This is a genomic window from Streptomyces sp., assembly GCF_031181555.1.
In the GTDB taxonomy this organism is placed as follows: Bacteria; Actinomycetota; Actinomycetes; order Streptomycetales; family Streptomycetaceae; genus Streptomyces; species Streptomyces fimbriatus.
In genome coordinates this window covers 1-16,502 of the sequence record NZ_JAPSKQ010000145.1, presented here as the reverse complement: position 1 = coordinate 16,502, position 16,502 = coordinate 1, and the positions used below count along the sequence as shown (strand labels likewise).

Genomic DNA, 16,502 nt, shown 5'->3' with positions numbered 1-16,502 from the left:
ACCGACCCGACGTCATGACACCACTGCACGCAAGTGCGGGGACGGGCCCCGGCGACGCGCACTTCGCGGTCTTCACCGACAGCGAGGACGCGGCCGCCGTGGCCCGCTCCTTCGCCCGGCCCGGCTGCCGGACCGTGAACCATCCCTCGGGCCGGCCCTGGCTGGTCGGCCACTGGCACGACGACGAGGCCGTCACGGCACAGGCCGGCGACGCCGCCCTGGCCGTCATCGGCTGTTGCCCCGTCGAGGCGGACGAACTGCGGCGCAGGGCGGCGCGGTTGCGCGACCTCGCCGAGACCGAAGCGCTGGCCCGCTCCCTCACCGGCAGCTTCCACCTGGTGGCCGCCCTCGACGGGCGGATCCGGGTGCAGGGCACCGCCTCCGGCCTCCGGCTGGTCTTCCACGCGGAGATCGCCGGCGTGCGGGTGGCCGCCACCCGGGCCGACGCGCTCGCCGACGCCCTGGGGGTCGACCCCGACCCGGGGGAGCTGGCCGTCCGTCTGCTGTGGCCCGCCCCCCATCCGCTCTACGAGACGTCCCTGTGGCCCGCGGTCACCGCCGTGCCCCCGCAGGACGCCGTGATCGTCGCCGCGGACGGGCGCACCGCCCGGCACGCCCGCTGGTGGACGCCACCGGAGCCGGTCGTGCCGCTGGCCGAGGCGGCGGTCCCGGTCCGGACGGCGCTCCGGGAGGCCGTCGACGCGCGGACCCGGCGGGGCGGCGTGGTCAGCTGCGACCTGTCCGGCGGGCTGGACTCCACCTCCGTCTGCTTCCTCGCCGACCGCTCCCCCGCCCGCGTGGTGGCCGGCACCTGGCCGGGACGTGACCCGGCGGACACCGACCTGTACTGGGCCGAGCAGGCGGCCCGGCACCTCCCGGACGTCGAGCACGTCGTCTGGGACGCCGACGCCTCGCCGCTGGTCTACGACGATCTGCTCGGCATCGACGACGTCCTCGACGAACCCACCATCGGCGTCATGGACCGCTCCCGGGCCCTGCACCACCTGCCGGCGCTCGCCGCGCGCGGCAGCCGCGTGCACCTGACCGGCATCGGCGGCGACCACGTGGCCTGGTGCTCCGAGGCCTACTACCACCGGCTGCTGCGCACCCGTCCGCTGTACGCCCTGCGGCAGTTGCGGGGCTTCCGGGCCCTGTGGCAGTGGCCGCTCGGCGACACCGTCCGCGCCCTGGCCGACTCACGGCCGTACGGGAGGTGGCTCGCCGACGCCGCCGGCCGGCTGCGCGAGCCGACCGCGTCGTCCTCCGTCGCCACGGGACTCGGCTGGGGCACGGCCCCCCGCCTGTTCGACTGGGTGACCGCGGACGCCGAACGGCTGGCCCGGCGGGCGCTGCTCGCCGCGGCGGCGACGGCCACGCCCCTGCACCCCGACCGGGGCATGCACGCGGACCTGGAACAGATCCGCTCGACCACGCGCGTCATCAGACAGTGGGACCACATGGCGGCCCGCACCGGCCTGCCGATGGCCTCGCCCTTCCTCGACGACCGCGTGATCGAGGCGTGCCTCGCCGTGCGCCCGGCCGAGCGCGTCACGCCCTTCCGGTACAAGCCGGTGCTGACCGCCGCGATGAGCGGCGTGGTTCCCGAGCCCTGCCTGCGCAGGACGACCAAGGCCACCGCTTCCATGGACGCCGCGAACGGCCTGCGCGAACACCGTGCCGACCTGCTGGCGCTGTGGGAGGACTCCCGGCTGGAGCGACTGGGCCTGGTGGACGGCGCCGAGCTGCGCCGCCTCGCCCGGCGGCCCGCCTCCCCCGGGCTGTCCTCGGCCATCCTCTACTCGACGATCGCCGCCGAGGTGTGGCTGCGCGGGCTGTCCCGCGCCCGCGGCACCCCCCGGACCGGTATCCCGCTCCCGTAGCCCTCCCCCTGCCGCTGGGGCCCGCCCCGCGGCGCAGAAAGGCGATGTCATGCCCTTGCGGTTCGACGCACACGTCTCCACGGCCGAGACCGACTACGGCACCGTACTCCTGGACGAACGGGCCGGAACCTACTGGGAGTTGAACCCGACCGCCACCCTGGTGGTGCGGACCCTGCTGGACGGCGGCGAGGCCGCGGACGCGGCAGCCGCCCTGGCCCGCGAGTTCGACATCGAGCAGGCGCAGGCCCTGCGGGACGTCGAGGCACTCGTCGGGCACCTGCGCGAGGCGGGGCTGGCCTCATGACGACCCCCAGCGCGCTGGAACGCCCCACCGGGGTGCCCCTCGGGCGACGCCTGGCCGCACGTGTGGTCCTCCTGCCCGCCGTCGTGCTCGCCCTGCTGCCGCCCCGCCGGATCCGCGCCGTGCTCCGTGTCGTGCGGCGCGGCGCGAGACCGGCCACCGCCGCCCAGGCCCGGAACGCGCGGGACGCCCTGTGCGCCGTCAGCCTGCGCTGCACCGGGCCGAAGGGGTGCCTGCCGCGCTCCCTGGGAGCCGCGCTGCTGTGCCGGCTCCAGGGAACGTGGCCGACCTGGTGCGCCGGGGCCCGCGTCGTCCCGCCCTTCACCGCACACGCCTGGATCGAGGCGGAGGGCCACCCGGTCGGCGAAGGGGTGCCCGACGGCTACTTCGCCCGGCTGATGGCCGTCGGACCGCCGTCGCGCCCGCTGCCCCGGTGACCACCGGCCCATCGGCCGGGTGACCCGGCCGCGCGGCGGAGCGGGCACCGGACCCGGCACGAGCCCTCGGCACCCGGCCCGTGGTGCGGCCGGCCCGCGCGACCTGCTCCGTCGCCTTCCTGGACATGCCCGCCGGAACGGAACGTGTCATCGTGGCATGAGCGAGCCCGGACCGGGTTACCCGGCCCCGGCACGTCCACCAGCGAAGGAACGGATGACGATGACGAGTGGCTTCATCGGCCCGGAGGGTGACCCTTTCGCAGAATTCCTCGCGCGCTTCTTCGGCGGACCGCGCCCCCGCCAGATCGACATCGGCAGGCTGCTCAGCCAGCCGGCCCGGGAGCTGGTGCGCGGCGCCGCCCAGTACGCCGCCGAGCACGGCAGCCGGGACCTGGACACCCAGCACCTGCTGCGCGCCGCCCTCTCCGCCGAGCCGACCCGGAGTCTGCTCAGCCGGGCGGGCGCGGACCCCGACTCACTGGCGTCGCAGATCGACGACCGCTCGGGGCCGGTCCAGTACGGGCCCGGTGACGCCCCGCCGCCGACCTCGCTGTCCCTGACCCCCGCCGTCAAGCGGGCCCTGCTGGACGCGCACGAGCTGGCCCGGGCGAGCGGCGCCGGCTACATCGGCCCGGAGCACGTGCTCAGCGCCCTGGCCGCCAACCCCGACTCGGCCGCCGGGCACATCCTCAACGCGGCCCGGTTCGCCCCCTCCGGCCCGCAGGAGGCGCCGGAGGCCCCGCAGGCCCGTGCCGAGCGGCCGCGCCCCGCGACGGGCACGCCGACCCTGGACAAGTACGGCCGTGACCTCACCGCACTGGCCCGCGAGGGCCGTATCGACCCGGTGATCGGGCGGGACCAGGAGATCGAGCAGACCGTCGAGGTGCTCTCCCGGCGCGGCAAGAACAACCCGGTGCTGATCGGTGACGCGGGCGTCGGCAAGACCGCCGTCGTGGAGGGGCTGGCCCAGCGGATCGCCGAGGGGGACGTGCCCGACGTGCTCCTCGGACGGCGCGTGGTCGCCCTGGACCTGACGGGCGTCGTCGCCGGTACCCGCTACCGGGGCGACTTCGAGGAGCGGATGAACAACATCGTCGAGGAGATCCGCTCCCACTCCGACCGACTGATCATCTTCATCGACGAGCTGCATACCGTCGTCGGCGCCGGGGGCGGCGGCGAGGGCGGTTCGCTGGACGCCGGAAACATCCTCAAGCCGGCCCTGGCCCGCGGTGAGCTGCACATCGTGGGCGCGACCACGCTGGAGGAGTACCGCCGGATCGAGAAGGACGCGGCGCTGGCCCGCCGCTTCCAGCCGATCCTGGTGCCGGAGCCGACCCCCGCGGACGCGATCGAGATCCTGCGCGGGCTCCAGGACCGGTACGAGGCCCACCACCAGGTCCGCTACACCGACGAGGCGCTGGTGGCGGCGGTCGAGCTGTCCGACCGCTATCTGAGCGACCGCCGTCTGCCGGACAAGGCCATCGACCTCATCGACCAGGCCGGCGCCCGGGTACGGCTGCGGGCCCGCACCAAGGGCACCGACGTACGGGCCTTGGAGCGCGAGGTCGAGCAGCTGACCTGCGACAAGGACCAGGCAGTCGCCGACGAGCAGTACGAGCAGGCCACGCAGCTGCGGGACCGCATCATGGAGCTGAAGCAGCGGATCGCCCAGGCCGGCGGTGAGGACGAGGTCGACGAGGGACAGAGCCTGTGGGTGGACGCCGAGGCGATCGCCGAGGTGGTGTCCCGGCAGACCGGCGTCCCGGTCAGCCGCCTCACCGAGGAGGAGAAGGACCGGCTGCTGGGCCTGGAGCAGCACCTGCACCAGCGGGTCGTCGGTCAGGAGGAGGCGGTGCGCGTCGTCTCGGACGCGGTGCTGCGCTCCCGCGCGGGCCTCTCCAGCCCCGACCGGCCGATCGGCAGCTTCCTGTTCCTCGGACCGACGGGCGTCGGCAAGACGGAGTTGGCGCGGGCGCTCGCCGAGGCGCTGTTCGGCAGCGAGGACCGGATGGTGCGCCTCGACATGAGCGAGTACCAGGAGCGGCACACGGTCAGTCGGCTGGTCGGTGCCCCGCCCGGGTACGTGGGTCACGAGGAGGCCGGGCAGCTGACCGAGGTGGTGCGCCGGCACCCGTACTCGCTGCTCCTGCTCGACGAGGTGGAGAAGGCGCACCCGGACGTCTTCAACATCCTGCTCCAGGTCCTCGACGACGGCCGGCTGACCGACTCGCAGGGCCGGACGGTGGACTTCACCAACACCGTCATCGTGATGACCAGCAACCTCGGCTCCGACGTGATCACCCGGCGCGGAGCGGCACTGGGCTTCGCGGCGGGTGGCACGGACGCGGACGAGGAGGCGCGGCGCGAGCAGGTCCTGCGGCCGCTGCGGGAGCACTTCCGGCCCGAGTTCCTCAACCGGATCGACGAGGTCGTGGTCTTCCGCCAGCTGACCGCCCAGGAGCTGCGGCAGATCACCGACCTGCTGCTGGAGGGCACCCGGCGCGGGCTGAAGGGCCAGGGGATCTCGGTCGAGTTCACCGACGCGGCCGTGGACTGGCTGGCCGAGCGCGGCTACCAGCCCGAGTACGGCGCCCGGCCGCTGCGCCGCACCATCCAGCGGGAGGTCGACAACCAGCTCTCCCGGCTGCTCCTGGACGGCCGCGTCAAGGAGGGCGGCCGGGTGACGGTGGACACGGAGGACGGCGGGCTCGCCTTCCGTACGCAGGAGACGCCGACCGCGGAGCTGTGAGCGGACGGGCGGGGAAGGCCGGCGCCCCCTGCGCACACGCCAGGGGGCGCCGGCCCGTGCGTCCGGACGGCGTGGCGCGCCGCCGCGGGACGCCCGCCTACCGCGCCGGGTGCACGACCATCGCCGAGCCGCCGCCCCTGCGGACCTTCTCCGCCGCCGCGAGCCACTTGCCGCCCGGCAGTCGCTGGACGCCCGTGGTCGCGCCGATCTCCGGGTTCTCCCGGAAGGAGTGCCCGATGGCTTCCAGTTCGTGCCGCACCGCGCTGCCGTACAGGCCGGGTTCGAGGTCCGTGAGCGCCGTGTTGCGCTGGCTGGCGCGCGGCGCGGCGATCGCGTCGGCCAGCGGCAGCCCGCGGTCGAGGAAGCCGGTGAGGGTCTGCAGAACCGTGGTGATGATGGTGGAGCCGCCGGGTGAGCCGAGCGCCACGACCGGCTTGTCGTGCCGGTCGAGGACGATCGTCGGCGAGATCGACGAGCGGGGCCGCTTGCCGGGACCGGGCAGGTTCGGGTCGTGCACGGCCGGGTCGGCCGGCGCGAAGGAGAAGTCCGTCAGCTCGTTGTTGAGCAGGAATCCCCGGCCCGGCACGGTGATGCCGCTGCCGCCGGTCTGCTCGATGGTGAGGGTGTAGGCGACGACGTTGCCCCACCGGTCGGCGGTGGTGAGGTGCGTGGTGTTCTCGCCCTCGTACGTCGTCGGGGCCGCCGTGCCGCCCGTCGCGCAGGGCCGCGGGTCGCGCGGGTCGCCGGGGGCGAGCGGGCTGGTGAGGACGGCGTCGTCCTTGATGAGGCACTCACGGGAGTCGGCGAACCGCTGCGAGAGCAGTTCCTTGGTCGGTACGTCCTCGAAGGCGGGGTCGCCGACCCAGCGGCCGCGGTCCGCGAACGCGATGCGGCTCGCCTCGATGAAGCGGTGCAGGTACTGGACGTCGCTCGCCTTCGAAAGGTCGGTGCGCTCCAGGATGTTGAGGGCCTCGCCGACCGTGGTGCCACCGGAGGAGGACGGGGCGATGGAGTAGACGTCCAGGCCGCGGTACGAGGTCTTCGTGGGCGGCTGGGACTTGACGCGGTAGGTGGCGAGGTCACGGGCGGACAGGTCGCCGGGACGGGCGTTCCAGCTCGAACCGGGGTCCACGGGTGGCTTGTTGACCGTGTTCACGATGTCCCGCCCGATGTCGCCCCGGTACAGCGCGTCGACGCCCTTGCGGCGCAGCTCGGCGTAGGTGCGGGCCAGGTCGGGGTTCTTGAAGGTGGAACCGACGACCGGGAGTTCGCCGTCCGGCAGGAACAGCTCGGCGGTGTCGGGGAAGTGACGGAACCGGGTCTCGTTGGCGGCGGTCTGCGCGCGGAAGGTCTCGTCGACGGTGAAGCCGTCGCGGGCGAGCCGCTCGGCGGGTTTCAGGACCGTCCCGAGTTTCCTGCTGCCCCAGGCGTCGAGCGCGCGCTGCCAGGTGGCGGGGGTCCCCGGGGTGCCGACGCCGAGACCGCTGCTGACGGCTTCGGCGAAGGGGATCGGCCGGCCGTTCTCCAGGAACAGGCCGGAGTCGGCGGTCAGCGGGGCGGTTTCGCGGCCGTCGAGGGTGTGCACGGTGCGGGAGCGGGCGTCGTAGTGGACGAAGTAGCCGCCTCCGCCGATGCCGGCCGAGTAGGGCTCGGTGACGCCGAGCGCGGCGGCGGTGGCGACGGCCGCGTCGACGGCGTTGCCGCCCTTGCGCAGGATCTCGATCCCGGCGGCGGAGGCGTCGGGATCGACGCTGGAGACCGCGCCGCCGTGACCGACGGCGACCGGGGTCTTGGGAGCCCGGTCGTCGGGCGTGCCGTGCTGGGCGGGGGGCGCTGCCGCCCCCACCGAGACCACGGCGGCACAGACCGCCGGGACCACCAGTTTCCGGGTGACCGGTTTCCGGGTGACCGGTTTCCGAATGACAGGGCGACGCATCCGCACCTCCGGTGACAGGCCGTCCGCGCAGCTTAGTTCAGTCGCCATGGTCCCGTCAGGAGCCCCGCGGGGCGTGCCGTCACGGATCTCCGGGCGTGCCCGCGGACCACGTGTCGAGGGTCCGGGCTCCTGTGCCGCGCGTGGCCGCGGTCGGCGTCGGGTCACCACTGGGCGATGAGCGGCGTGTCCGGTTCGTGCTGCCGCCAGGCTTCGGTGAGGCGGACGAGGCGGGCGGGGGCGGCGATGCCGCGCACGGTTGCGATCCTTCCGTTGGCGATGTCGAACGTCACGGAGCCGACGACCCGGTCGCCCACCGCCGTGAGGATGGCGGGGACGCCGTTGACGACCGCGTAGTGCACGGCGGGCGTGCCGCCGACCAGGCGCCGCTTCGCGGGGGTGGGTTTGAAGCCGGCCCGTGCGACGGCGGCGACGCGCTGCGGAGTGTCGTACCGCAGCAGCTTCTCGGTCAGGCCGGCGCCGTCGGAGATCGCGGTCGCGTCGTCGGTGAGCAGCGCCACCAGCCGCTCGGTGCGGCCGGAGACGGCGGCGGCGAGGAACTCCTCGACGATCCTGCGGGCGGACGCCGGGTCGACCTCGCCGCCGCGGTGGCGCGCGGCGGTGACGCGGCGCCGGGCCCGGTGCAGGTGCTGCTGGCTCGCGGACTCGGTGATGTCGAGGATCTCGGCGATCTCCGCGTGGCTGTGGGAGAACGCTTCGCGCAGGATGTAGACGGCCCGCTCGGGGGGTGACAGGCGTTCCATGAGCGTCAGCACGGCCAGGGAGACCGATTCGCGCTGCTCGAAGGTGTCGGCCGGGCCGAGCATCGGGTCGCCGTCGAGGAGCGGTTCGGGCAGCCAGGCGCCCACGGTGCGTTCGCGGCGGGCCTGTGCCGAGCGGAGCCGGTCGAGGCACAGGTTGGTGACGACCTTGGTCAGCCAGGCCTCCGGCACCTTGATCCGCTGCCGGTCGGCGGCCTGCCAGTGCAGGAACGCGTCCTGCACGGCGTCCTCGGCGTCGGTGGCGGAGCCCAGCAGCCGGTACGCCAGCGAGGCCAGCCGGTTCCGGCTGGCCTCGAAGCGACCGGTGTCGAAGCCGTCGGTGGAGGTGCTGTCCACGCGGACCACCCTAGGCGGCCACACGGTTCGCGGCGGCCGCAACGGGCGTGGTGGCCAGGCGGCGCTTGCGCCGGGGCAGGCCGAAGGTGGGGTGCGAGGTGGCCCACAGCGACATCCCGAGGATGCCCGCCTTGATCCGCGCGGCCTTCCGGCCGCCCACGTGCTTCGGCTTTGCCCGCCCTTCGTCGTCGACCATCTGCAGGATCCCGTCCCGCCGCCCGAGGCTGATGTGGTTGCCCGGGTAGACCAGCTTCACGTTCGCGATCTTGTGGCCGGTCAGGCGTCCCACGATCGCCTCCGTGGCCTGCCGGCCGGTGTAGCCGGCCGAAGCGCAGGACATCGGCAGCGGCCGGCCGTTGTCACCGATGGCGTGGACGCTGTCGCCGGCGGCGTAGACGTTCGGGTGCGAGAGGGACCGCATGGTGCGGTCGACGACGATCTGGCCGCTCTCGGTGACCTCCAGTCCGCTGGCGGCGGCGATGGGGTGGACGGCGAACCCGGCCGTCCACACGGTGGCGTCGGACGCCAGGGCGGTGCCGTCGGCGCACAGCACGCGTGTCGCTTCGACGGCTTCGACGGTGGTGTGCTCCACGACGGTGATGCCGAACCGGTCGCAGGCGCGGCGCAGGTGGCCGCGGGCTCCGGCGGAGAGCGGGGCGCCCAGCTCGCCGCGGGCGACCAGCGTCACCGACAGGCCGGGCCGGGCTTCGGCGATCTCGGTGGCGGTCTCGATGCCGGTCAGCCCGTCGCCGACGACCAGCACACTTCCGCCTTCGCCCCGCTCGGCCAGGCTGTCCAGGCGCTCGCGCAGGCGCAGCGCCGAGGGCCGGCCGGTGACGTCGAAGGCGTGCTCGGCCGCACCGGGGACGCCGTGGTCGGCGACGCGGCTGCCGAGCGCGTAGACCAGCGTGTCGTAGCCGAGCTCGCCGCCGCCGTCGGCGTCGGCCACGGCGACGGCCCGGCGCTCGGGGTCGACGGCGGTGACGCGGGCCAGGCGCAGCCGGATGTCCGTGCCCGCGAAGACGTCGGCGAGCTGCGGAGCCTCGATCTCGTGGCCGGCCGCGAGCTGGTGCAGCCGCAGCCGCTGGACGAAATCCGGCTCGGCGTTGACCACGGTGATCTCGGTGTCCGCCGGGGACAGCCGGCGGACCAGGTTCCCGGCCACGTAGGCCCCGGCATAGCCGGCGCCGAGGACGACGATGCGGTGCTTCATGTGCTGCTCCTGTCGGTTCGCTCGTTCCCGGTGATTGAGCGGAGCGGCGCCCCGATTGCTGACAGGAACTCCATGTGACATGGGTCACACGGCGGCGGGAATGCCGCCCGGCGATGCCCGCGACGCCGAGGCGGCGCGGATACGGGCCGGGCCGGGCCGGACGAGGTGATCCGATGCCGATCACCGTCGGCACCGACGTCGGGCCCGCCGAGCGGAAGGTGCCCGTGGGCGAACCCGCCGGACGCGTCGGCCTCGCACCCGCCGACCCGGCCGCGCCGGGGAACGGCCGCGCCGAGGCCGTCGAACACGGGTGTGCGTGAGGCCACTACCATGCGCGCCCATGACCGACGACGTGCGCAACATCGTTCTGGGTGTGGTGGCCGCCGGCATCAGCGCCGCGCTGGGCTGGATCGCCCGCACGTATCTGTGGAGGCGGAAGCTCCGGCGCAAGCAAGCCTTCTTCGGGTTGCCGGAGAACTCCGAGTCGCTGCTCGTCGTCAACCGCGATCCGGCCGCGGTGGAGCCCGCGGTGCACCGCTTCGACGTGTTCGCGCTGCTGGAACTGTCCGCGCTGATCAAGGACTGCGGGGCGCACGTCCGGATGGTGACGCAGGACGCGGTGCACCAGGGCTTCGGCGAGCGGACCGAGTTCTGTGTGGGCGGTCCGGGGTCGAACCGGCGGATGACGGCCCACATGGCGGCGATGCTGCCGGGCGTGCGGGTCAACGTCGATCCGGAGCCGGGCCCGGACCGGGGCGCCTTCCAGATCGGCACCGAGCGCTACCGCATGGACCCGGGCGTCACCGAGTACGTCCTGCTGGCCCGGCTGACCGCCGGTGAACGGCACGACGCCCGGCCGGTGTTCCTGTTCTGCGGTCAGCGCGCGATCACCAACCAGGCCGCCACCCGCTACCTCGCCCGCAACCACGAACGGCTGGCCCGCAAGCACGGCTCCGGCTCCTTCGTCCTGCTGCTGAAGGTGGTCAACTCGCAGGCGTACGGCCCCGATGTGGTCGAACTGGTCGCGGACGTGACCCGGGCGGCGCAGAGCCCGCTGCCGGCTGCCGCTCCCCGCACTTCGCACCGGGCGCCCTGAGGGGCGCCGTGCGCTCCGTGTCGACACAACCCGTCCGGCGCGCAGCTGACCTTCTCCTCACCGGCGGACGACCCGTCGTACGTGTCGGTTCCGCCGCGCGAGCAGTGATCTCCGGCTGCCGCCGGACGGGACTGGCCGATGTGAACCGCCGCTCCCCGCGGGCCGGGGGCGGTGGGCCCCTCCCGGCGGCGGTGTCCCCGCTCCTGCGGCGAAGCCCTCTCCCCCACCGGGACGGAGGGAACATCCTAGTCGAGGTCCGGGCGGACGGGTCCGCGGGCGTCACCCCGCTCAGCGCTTGAGGATCTTGGAGGGGCGGTCTCCGGCCCGGTCGCTGCTCGGGCGGGTGAAGAAGTCACCGGATGTGCGGTCCTCGGGGATCCGGCCGTCGGCCGTGGAGACGACCGCTTCCCCCTTGCCCACGGTGAACTCGATGTCCTGCGGGACGTGCAGGTCCCCGAAGTACTTGTTGACGCCACGCGGTTCGGTCAGCGGATCGGCGGCCATACCCACCTCTGCTTGCGTCGGCTGTGTGGTGGTCGCCGCAACGTATCCGGGCAAGATCGCCGGGACGGCGCGACACGCGCTCTCCGGCCATTAGCCGTATTTACGCCGGGCCGTCGGCCGAGGCCCGAGAGCGTTTCACGCCTCCGCGACCTCGGCGTACAGCTGCGACAGCTCGGGCACGCCGTGGGCGGCCCACGCGTGTCCGGAGTCCACGACGTCGAACTCCCTGCCGGAGACGAGCCGTACGACGGGCTGTCCGTCGGAGCGGATCTCCCAGGCGGCCCCCGGCACGGTGCGCACGATGACGGTGCCCAGGTACAGCCCGGCGTCGTTGCCCAGCCAGGTCAGGGTCTCCTCGTCGTCCCGCCAGCCCGGCACCAGTTGGTCCAGCGCCTCCAACGAGGCCGGGGAGTCGTCCAGTCGGACACCCGCCCGGAAGGCCTGGGAACGCAGCAGTTCACACTCCGCGAGGAGGTCCGCGATGCCCTCGGGATCGGGAAACCCGACCTTCTGGCGCCGATTGCCCAGGAAAGGGATGTTCATACCTCCAGCCTGTCATTCGTACCGCCCTCTGCACCACAGGCGCGCGGGGTCGGGCGGGCCGACGGGAGGCGCGACCGGCCGCCGCGGACCGGAGGACTACACGTCCAGGTCCACCACGACCGGCGCGTGGTCCGAGGCGCCCTTGCCCTTGCGCTCCTCGCGGTCGACGTAGGAGTCCGTGACCGCCTCGGCGAACGACGCGTTCCCGTACACCAGGTCGATGCGCATGCCGCGGTTCTTCGGGAAGCAGAGCTGGCGGTAGTCCCAGTACGTGAACGGGTGCTCGTACTTGAGGGGGCGCGGGACGACGTCGGACAGGCCGGCCTCGCGCAGGGAGGCCAGGGCGGCGCGCTCGGCGGGGGTGACGTGGGTGGAGCCCTCGAAGGCGGCCCGGTCGTAGACGTCGTCGTCGGTCGGGGCCACGTTGTAGTCGCCCAGGACCGCGAACGGGCGGCTGCCCGCCGCGTCACCGGCCACGGCCGCCTTCAGGGCCTCGAACCACTGGAGCTTGTACGCGTAGTGGGGGTGGTCCACCTCGCGGCCGTTCGGCACGTAGACCGACCAGACCCGGACCGGGCCGCAGGTCGCGGAGACGGCGCGCGGCTCGACGGAGCCCTCGTAACCGGGGTCGCCGGGCAGGCCCTTGACGACGTCCTCCAGGCCGACGCGGGAGAGCACCGCCACGCCGTTCCACCGGCCGGTGGCGTGCACCGCCGACTCGTAGCCCAGCTCGCGCAGCTCCTCCACCGGGAACTTCTCCTCGGCGACCTTGGCCTCCTGGAGGCACAGCACGTCCGTGCCGCTGCTCTCCAGCCAGGCCAGGAGCCTCGGCAGGCGGGCGGTGATCGAGTTCACGTTCCAGGTCGCGATGCGCATGTCCCCCAACCTACCCGGCCCCTGTGACAACCCCCGGCCGCCGCTCGCCGGCTCACAGGTCGGCCGACGTCCCCGGCGCGAGCCGCAGGTGCCCACAGCCGCCGAGCGCGCCGATCTGGCGGTCGTAGATCGGGCGGGCGAGGTCGGTGAGCAGGGCGTCGTGGATGTCGTAGGCGCGTCGCGGCGCGACCTCGCGGACGTAGTCGATGACCTCCGAGATCTTGTTCCAGGGGGCCATGACGGGCAGCATCAGCGTCTCGACCGGGTGGTCGGGGACGGTGAGCGCGTCCCCGGGGTGGAAGAGCTTCCCGCCGTCGACGAGGTAGCCGACGTTGGTGACGCGCGGGATGTCCGGGTGGATCACCGCGTGCAGTTCGCCGTGCACCTGGACGTCGAAGCCCGCAGCGGTGAAGGTGTCGCCGTGGCCGACGGTGTGCACCCGGCCCGGGAACGCCGCCGAGATCCGCTCCGCGACCGATTTCAGCGTCCAGATCTCGGCGGCCGGGTTGGCCTCCAGGGCGGTGCGCAGCCGGCCCTCGTCGAAGTGGTCGGGGTGCTCGTGCGTGACCAGGACGGCGTCCGCACCGAGCGCGGCGTCCTCCTCGCTGAATCCGCCGGGGTCGAGGACGAGGGTGCGGCCGTCCTTCTCCAGACGGACGCAGGAGTGCGACTTCTTCGTGAGCTTCATGCGTCCATCCTGCCCCTGCTGCCCGCCACCGCGCGGGCGGCAGGGGTGCCCGGGGATCACTCCTGGGGTGTGGTCTCCTCGTGGATGACCTGCTGGGCCACCCGGAACGCGCTGTTCGCCGCCGGGATGCCGCAGTACACGGCCGCCTGGAGCAGCACCTCCTTGATCTCGTCCGGGGTGAGGCCGTTGCGCAGGGCGGCCCGGGTGTGGGAGGCGAGGTCCTCCAGGTGGCCGCCGGCGACCAGGGCGGTGAGGGTGACGCAGCTGCGGGTGCGCCGGTCGAGTCCGGGCCGGTCCCAGACCTCGCCCCAGGCGTAGCGGGTGACGAACTCCTGGAAGTCGCCCGAGAACGCGTCGGCCCGCGCCAGCACCCCGTCCACGTGCGCGTCGCCCAGCACCTCCCGGCGGACCTTGATCCCGGTGTCGTACGGGTCGGGCCTGCCCTGCGCCTGCGGCACCGCGGCGGGCGGGGCGATCTCGGCGACGGGGGCGGGCTGCGGCGGGACGGCGGCCAGGGCCGGTACGGCCGCCGCCGCGGGCAGGGCGGTCTGGCCGGTGGCGGTCTCGAAGACGGGCTGCCAGGCGGTGGAGAAGTGCCTCACCAGCAGGTCGGTGACGGCGGCGGGCTGCTCCACCGGCACCAGATGGGAGGCGCCGGGTACGACGGCGAGCCGGGCGTCCGGGATCCCGGCGACCAGGGTGCGCGCCTCGGCGGGGCCGGTGACCTGGTCCTCGGAGCCGACCAGCACCAGGGTCGGCACGCCGACGCTGCCGAGTTCGGCGCGCACGTCGAAGGAGGCGAGCGCCTCGCAGGCGGCGATGTAGCAGCCGGGGTCGGTGGTGCGCACCATCTGCACGGCCCACTCGGTGATCGCGGGCTGGGCGGCGGCGAACCCGCCGGTGAACCAGCGGTCCGGCGCGGAGCGGGCGATGGGGTCGAGGCCGTTGGTGCGCACGACGACCCCGCGCTGGCGGAACTCGTCCGCCGTGCCGAACCGGGGCGAGGCGGCGATCAGCGCGAGGGAGGCGAGGCGTTCGGGGTGGCGCAGGGCCAGTTCGATGCCGATGGCGCCGCCGAACGCGCAGCCCGCGTAGCCGAAGCGCTGCACGCCGAGGCCCTCGAGGGTGGTGAGCAGCCGCGCGGTGAGATCGGCGACCGCGCCCGCGGGGTACGCGGGGGCGCCTCCGTGTCCCGGCAGATCGAACCGGAACACGCGCCACTGCCGGGTCAGTTCGGGGACCTGCCGGTCCCACATGTGCCATGTGGTACCCAGTGAGGGGCCGAGGATCAGGACCGGGGCCTCTTCTGGCCCGTCAAAGCGGTATTGCAGGGTGTTCGACGGTGTCTCACTCACGCCCCAGACCCTCTCACGTCTCACGAAATCTCACACAGCCGGGGAAGCCGGCGGCTCAGGCCCTCGCGGCTCGACTCGTCGGGCACTGCCGACGGCCTCGTCGATCGAGTCTGAGCCCTTCGGCGTGTACGCGTGTCCGGTGGGGCAGTGTGGCCTCCTGGCCACGCTCTCACCCAGTCCTCGCGTCGACGCGCTGCTTCCTCCAACGGCACGGCTGCCAGCTGATCCGGGTTTGCAGCAAAGCACGTAGTGCCGTCCCCAAGGATCGACGTGACGCAGCCGGAAGTCTTCCGTGATCACTCCGATCAGCAGCCTGAAGGCCACCCGGCACCGTCCGAGTAAGCCCCACCCAGGACGGGCTTCTTCCTGGCCTGGAGAGCCTTGAACGACTTGAGGGCCACCAGCACTGGCCCCGGCAAGGGAAGATCGCGTTCTCCGGCCATGGACTTACTGACCTTCAAAGCGTGGTGTCGTCATGGTGGCTCGCGCGGAGGCCGGTGCCGGTGAGGCAGCCGTCGAGGACGTCGTGGCGGTGCTGGAGTCGGCGTAGGCCGCGTCGGATCGCGGTGATCAGGTCGTCGGGGTCGGTGAAGGCCCGGTTGGCCGTGGTGGTGCGTCACAGAACGGACCAGATGTCCTCGACCGGGTTGAGGTCGGGTGCGTGGGACGGCAGCTGGAAGACGGTGAGCCAGTCGCGGTCGGCGATGTAGCGGCGCATCCCGGCGGTGAGGTGGGTGTTGAGGTTGTCCCAGACCAGCACGATCGGTCCGCGAGGGTCGGTGAGCGGTTCTCGGCCGGCAAGCGGTTCGCGATCGTGGTGGCCGCCGAGGGCGCCAAGCCGAAGCCCGGGACGATGGACTTCGACGAGGGCGGCAAGGACGTCTACGGCCACGAGCGGTTCGCCGGGATCGCGCGGCAGCTCTCCCTCGAGCTGGAGGCGCGGCTCGGCAAGGAGGCCCGTCCGGTCATCCTCGGACACGTCCAGCGCGGCGGCACGCCGACGGCGTACGACAGGGTGCTGGCCACGCGGTTCGGCTGGCACGCGGTGGAGGCCGTGCACCGCGGCGAGTTCGTGGCCGTCAACCGCTCCATCCCGGACGGGCTCGCGGTAGCCCTGCACACGAGCGCCGGACTGGTGCCGCACACCGGCGACTTCAAGATGGACCAGTTCCCCCTCGACAACCGGATCACCGGCCTGCGCGCCTTCGCACGCCTCGGCGAGGAAGGCGTCGATCTCTTCCTCACCGACTCCACCAACGCCGAGGTACCCGGCTTCACCACCTCCGAACGCGAACCGAACCCCGCGATCGAGCAGGTGATGCGCACCGCTCCCCGGCGGGTCATCGTCTCCAGCTTCGCCAGTCATGTGCACCGCATCCAGCAGGTCCTGGACGCCGCCCACCAGCACGGCCGCAAGGTCGCCTTCGTCGGCCGGTCGATGGTCCGCAACATGGGCATCGCCCGTGATCTGGGCTATCTGAAGGTCCCCTCCGGTCTGGTCGTGAGCACGAAGGAGCTGGAGAAACTCCCGGACCACAAGATCACTCTGGTGTGCACCGGCTCCCAGGGCGAACCGATGGCCGCGCTGTCGCGGATGGCCAACCGCGACCACCAGATCCGCATCGGCGAGGGCGACACCGTCCTGCTCGCCAGCTCCCTCATCCCCGGCAACGAGAACGCCGTCTACCGGGTGATCAACGGACTCACCCGGTGGGGCGCCCACGTGGTCCACAAGGGCAACGCCAAGGTGCACGTGTCCGGGCACGCCAGCGCCGGTGAACTCGTCTACTGCTACAACATCGTCAAACC

At 73.2% G+C, this 16,502-nt stretch carries 15 protein-coding genes and 1 pseudogene; 7 read left to right on the top strand and 9 right to left on the bottom strand.

The window, feature by feature from the left end; genetic code table 11:
- The first annotated feature begins 14 nt into the window (after positions 1 to 14).
- The 4 genes from RIM90_RS24385 to RIM90_RS24370 all read left to right on the top strand — a co-directional run bounded on the left by RIM90_RS24385 (position 15) and on the right by RIM90_RS24370 (position 5,367).
- Positions 15 to 1,880: a lasso peptide isopeptide bond-forming cyclase gene (locus tag RIM90_RS24385; protein ID WP_309062902.1), complete on the top strand. Its 1,866-nt coding sequence runs from the start codon at positions 15 to 17 to the stop codon at positions 1,878 to 1,880.
- Positions 1,881 to 1,929: 49 nt separating this feature from the next.
- Positions 1,930 to 2,184: a lasso peptide biosynthesis PqqD family chaperone gene (locus RIM90_RS24380; RefSeq protein WP_309062900.1), complete on the top strand. Its 255-nt coding sequence runs from the start codon at positions 1,930 to 1,932 to the stop codon at positions 2,182 to 2,184.
- Complete coding sequence (locus RIM90_RS24375; protein WP_309062899.1) at positions 2,181 to 2,618, top strand: lasso peptide biosynthesis B2 protein; 438 nt, start codon at positions 2,181 to 2,183, stop codon at positions 2,616 to 2,618. The genes RIM90_RS24380 and RIM90_RS24375 overlap by 4 nt, the downstream gene beginning before the upstream one ends.
- 220 nt (positions 2,619 to 2,838) lie before the next feature.
- A complete protein-coding gene (locus RIM90_RS24370) occupies positions 2,839 to 5,367 on the top strand; it encodes an ATP-dependent Clp protease ATP-binding subunit (RefSeq protein WP_309062901.1) in 2,529 nt (842 codons plus the stop codon).
- Positions 5,368 to 5,464: 97 nt separating this feature from the next.
- Here the strand turns inward: RIM90_RS24370 and ggt are convergent, their stop codons facing one another.
- The 3 genes from ggt to RIM90_RS24355 all read right to left on the bottom strand — a co-directional run bounded on the left by ggt (position 5,465) and on the right by RIM90_RS24355 (position 9,631).
- On the bottom strand, positions 5,465 to 7,303 hold the full coding sequence (gene ggt, locus RIM90_RS24365) for a gamma-glutamyltransferase (protein ID WP_309062898.1): 1,839 nt from the start codon (positions 7,301 to 7,303) through the stop codon (positions 5,465 to 5,467).
- A 161-nt stretch (positions 7,304 to 7,464) separates the two neighbouring features.
- Positions 7,465 to 8,418, bottom strand: coding sequence for a sigma-70 family RNA polymerase sigma factor (locus tag RIM90_RS24360; protein ID WP_309062897.1), 954 nt, complete (start codon positions 8,416 to 8,418; stop codon positions 7,465 to 7,467).
- A gap of 10 nt (positions 8,419 to 8,428) precedes the next feature.
- Positions 8,429 to 9,631: an FAD-dependent oxidoreductase gene (locus tag RIM90_RS24355; protein ID WP_309062896.1), complete on the bottom strand. Its 1,203-nt coding sequence runs from the start codon at positions 9,629 to 9,631 to the stop codon at positions 8,429 to 8,431.
- Between the two features lie 173 nt (positions 9,632 to 9,804).
- Here RIM90_RS24355 and RIM90_RS24350 point away from each other — a divergent pair, with 173 nt between their 5' ends.
- Both RIM90_RS24350 and RIM90_RS24345 read left to right on the top strand, forming a co-directional pair.
- On the top strand, positions 9,805 to 9,951 hold the full coding sequence (locus RIM90_RS24350) for a hypothetical protein (protein WP_309062895.1): 147 nt from the start codon (positions 9,805 to 9,807) through the stop codon (positions 9,949 to 9,951).
- A gap of 20 nt (positions 9,952 to 9,971) precedes the next feature.
- The gene (locus RIM90_RS24345; protein WP_309062894.1) at positions 9,972 to 10,727 is read left to right on the top strand and encodes a hypothetical protein; all 756 of its coding nucleotides are present in this window, start codon (positions 9,972 to 9,974) and stop codon (positions 10,725 to 10,727) included.
- Between the two features lie 288 nt (positions 10,728 to 11,015).
- Here the strand turns inward: RIM90_RS24345 and RIM90_RS31605 are convergent, their stop codons facing one another.
- The 6 genes and pseudogenes from RIM90_RS31605 to RIM90_RS24315 all read right to left on the bottom strand — a co-directional run.
- Positions 11,016 to 11,231, bottom strand: coding sequence for a hypothetical protein (locus RIM90_RS31605; protein ID WP_375165535.1), 216 nt, complete (start codon positions 11,229 to 11,231; stop codon positions 11,016 to 11,018).
- 135 nt (positions 11,232 to 11,366) lie between these two features.
- Positions 11,367 to 11,774, bottom strand: coding sequence for a DUF6278 family protein (locus tag RIM90_RS24335; RefSeq protein WP_309062893.1), 408 nt, complete (start codon positions 11,772 to 11,774; stop codon positions 11,367 to 11,369).
- A gap of 96 nt (positions 11,775 to 11,870) precedes the next feature.
- Positions 11,871 to 12,650 carry an exodeoxyribonuclease III gene (locus tag RIM90_RS24330; RefSeq protein ID WP_309062892.1) on the bottom strand — a complete coding sequence of 260 codons (780 nt, stop codon included), beginning with the start codon at positions 12,648 to 12,650 and terminating at the stop codon, positions 11,871 to 11,873.
- 52 nt (positions 12,651 to 12,702) lie between these two features.
- Positions 12,703 to 13,338, bottom strand: a complete 636-nt coding sequence (locus RIM90_RS24325; RefSeq protein ID WP_309062891.1) for an MBL fold metallo-hydrolase — start codon at positions 13,336 to 13,338, stop codon at positions 12,703 to 12,705.
- Positions 13,339 to 13,394: 56 nt separating this feature from the next.
- Entirely contained in the window at positions 13,395 to 14,693 is a 1,299-nt protein-coding gene (locus RIM90_RS24320) for an alpha/beta fold hydrolase (protein ID WP_309062890.1), read from the bottom strand.
- Between the two features lie 457 nt (positions 14,694 to 15,150).
- Positions 15,151 to 15,462: pseudogene (locus RIM90_RS24315) on the bottom strand (transposase); the annotation flags it as partial.
- Here RIM90_RS24315 and RIM90_RS24310 point away from each other — a divergent pair.
- Positions 15,355 to 16,502, top strand: a 1,148-nt coding sequence (locus RIM90_RS24310) for a 6-phosphofructokinase (protein ID WP_375165533.1), incomplete at its 3' end; no start/stop codon positions are given. The pseudogene RIM90_RS24315 and the gene RIM90_RS24310 overlap by 108 nt on opposite strands.

Coding starts and splice junctions, on each gene's coding strand:
- RIM90_RS24385 (WP_309062902.1), top strand. CDS start 15: ATGACACCACTGCACGCAAGTGCGGGGACGGGCCCCGGCGACGCGCAC.
- RIM90_RS24380 (WP_309062900.1), top strand. CDS start 1,930: ATGCCCTTGCGGTTCGACGCACACGTCTCCACGGCCGAGACCGACTAC.
- RIM90_RS24375 (WP_309062899.1), top strand. CDS start 2,181: ATGACGACCCCCAGCGCGCTGGAACGCCCCACCGGGGTGCCCCTCGGG.
- RIM90_RS24370 (WP_309062901.1), top strand. CDS start 2,839: ATGACGAGTGGCTTCATCGGCCCGGAGGGTGACCCTTTCGCAGAATTC.
- ggt (WP_309062898.1), bottom strand. CDS start 7,303: ATGCGTCGCCCTGTCATTCGGAAACCGGTCACCCGGAAACCGGTCACC.
- RIM90_RS24355 (WP_309062896.1), bottom strand. CDS start 9,631: ATGAAGCACCGCATCGTCGTCCTCGGCGCCGGCTATGCCGGGGCCTAC.
- RIM90_RS24350 (WP_309062895.1), top strand. CDS start 9,805: ATGCCGATCACCGTCGGCACCGACGTCGGGCCCGCCGAGCGGAAGGTG.
- RIM90_RS24345 (WP_309062894.1), top strand. CDS start 9,972: ATGACCGACGACGTGCGCAACATCGTTCTGGGTGTGGTGGCCGCCGGC.
- RIM90_RS31605 (WP_375165535.1), bottom strand. CDS start 11,231: ATGGCCGCCGATCCGCTGACCGAACCGCGTGGCGTCAACAAGTACTTC.
- RIM90_RS24335 (WP_309062893.1), bottom strand. CDS start 11,774: ATGAACATCCCTTTCCTGGGCAATCGGCGCCAGAAGGTCGGGTTTCCC.
- RIM90_RS24330 (WP_309062892.1), bottom strand. CDS start 12,650: ATGCGCATCGCGACCTGGAACGTGAACTCGATCACCGCCCGCCTGCCG.
- RIM90_RS24325 (WP_309062891.1), bottom strand. CDS start 13,338: ATGAAGCTCACGAAGAAGTCGCACTCCTGCGTCCGTCTGGAGAAGGAC.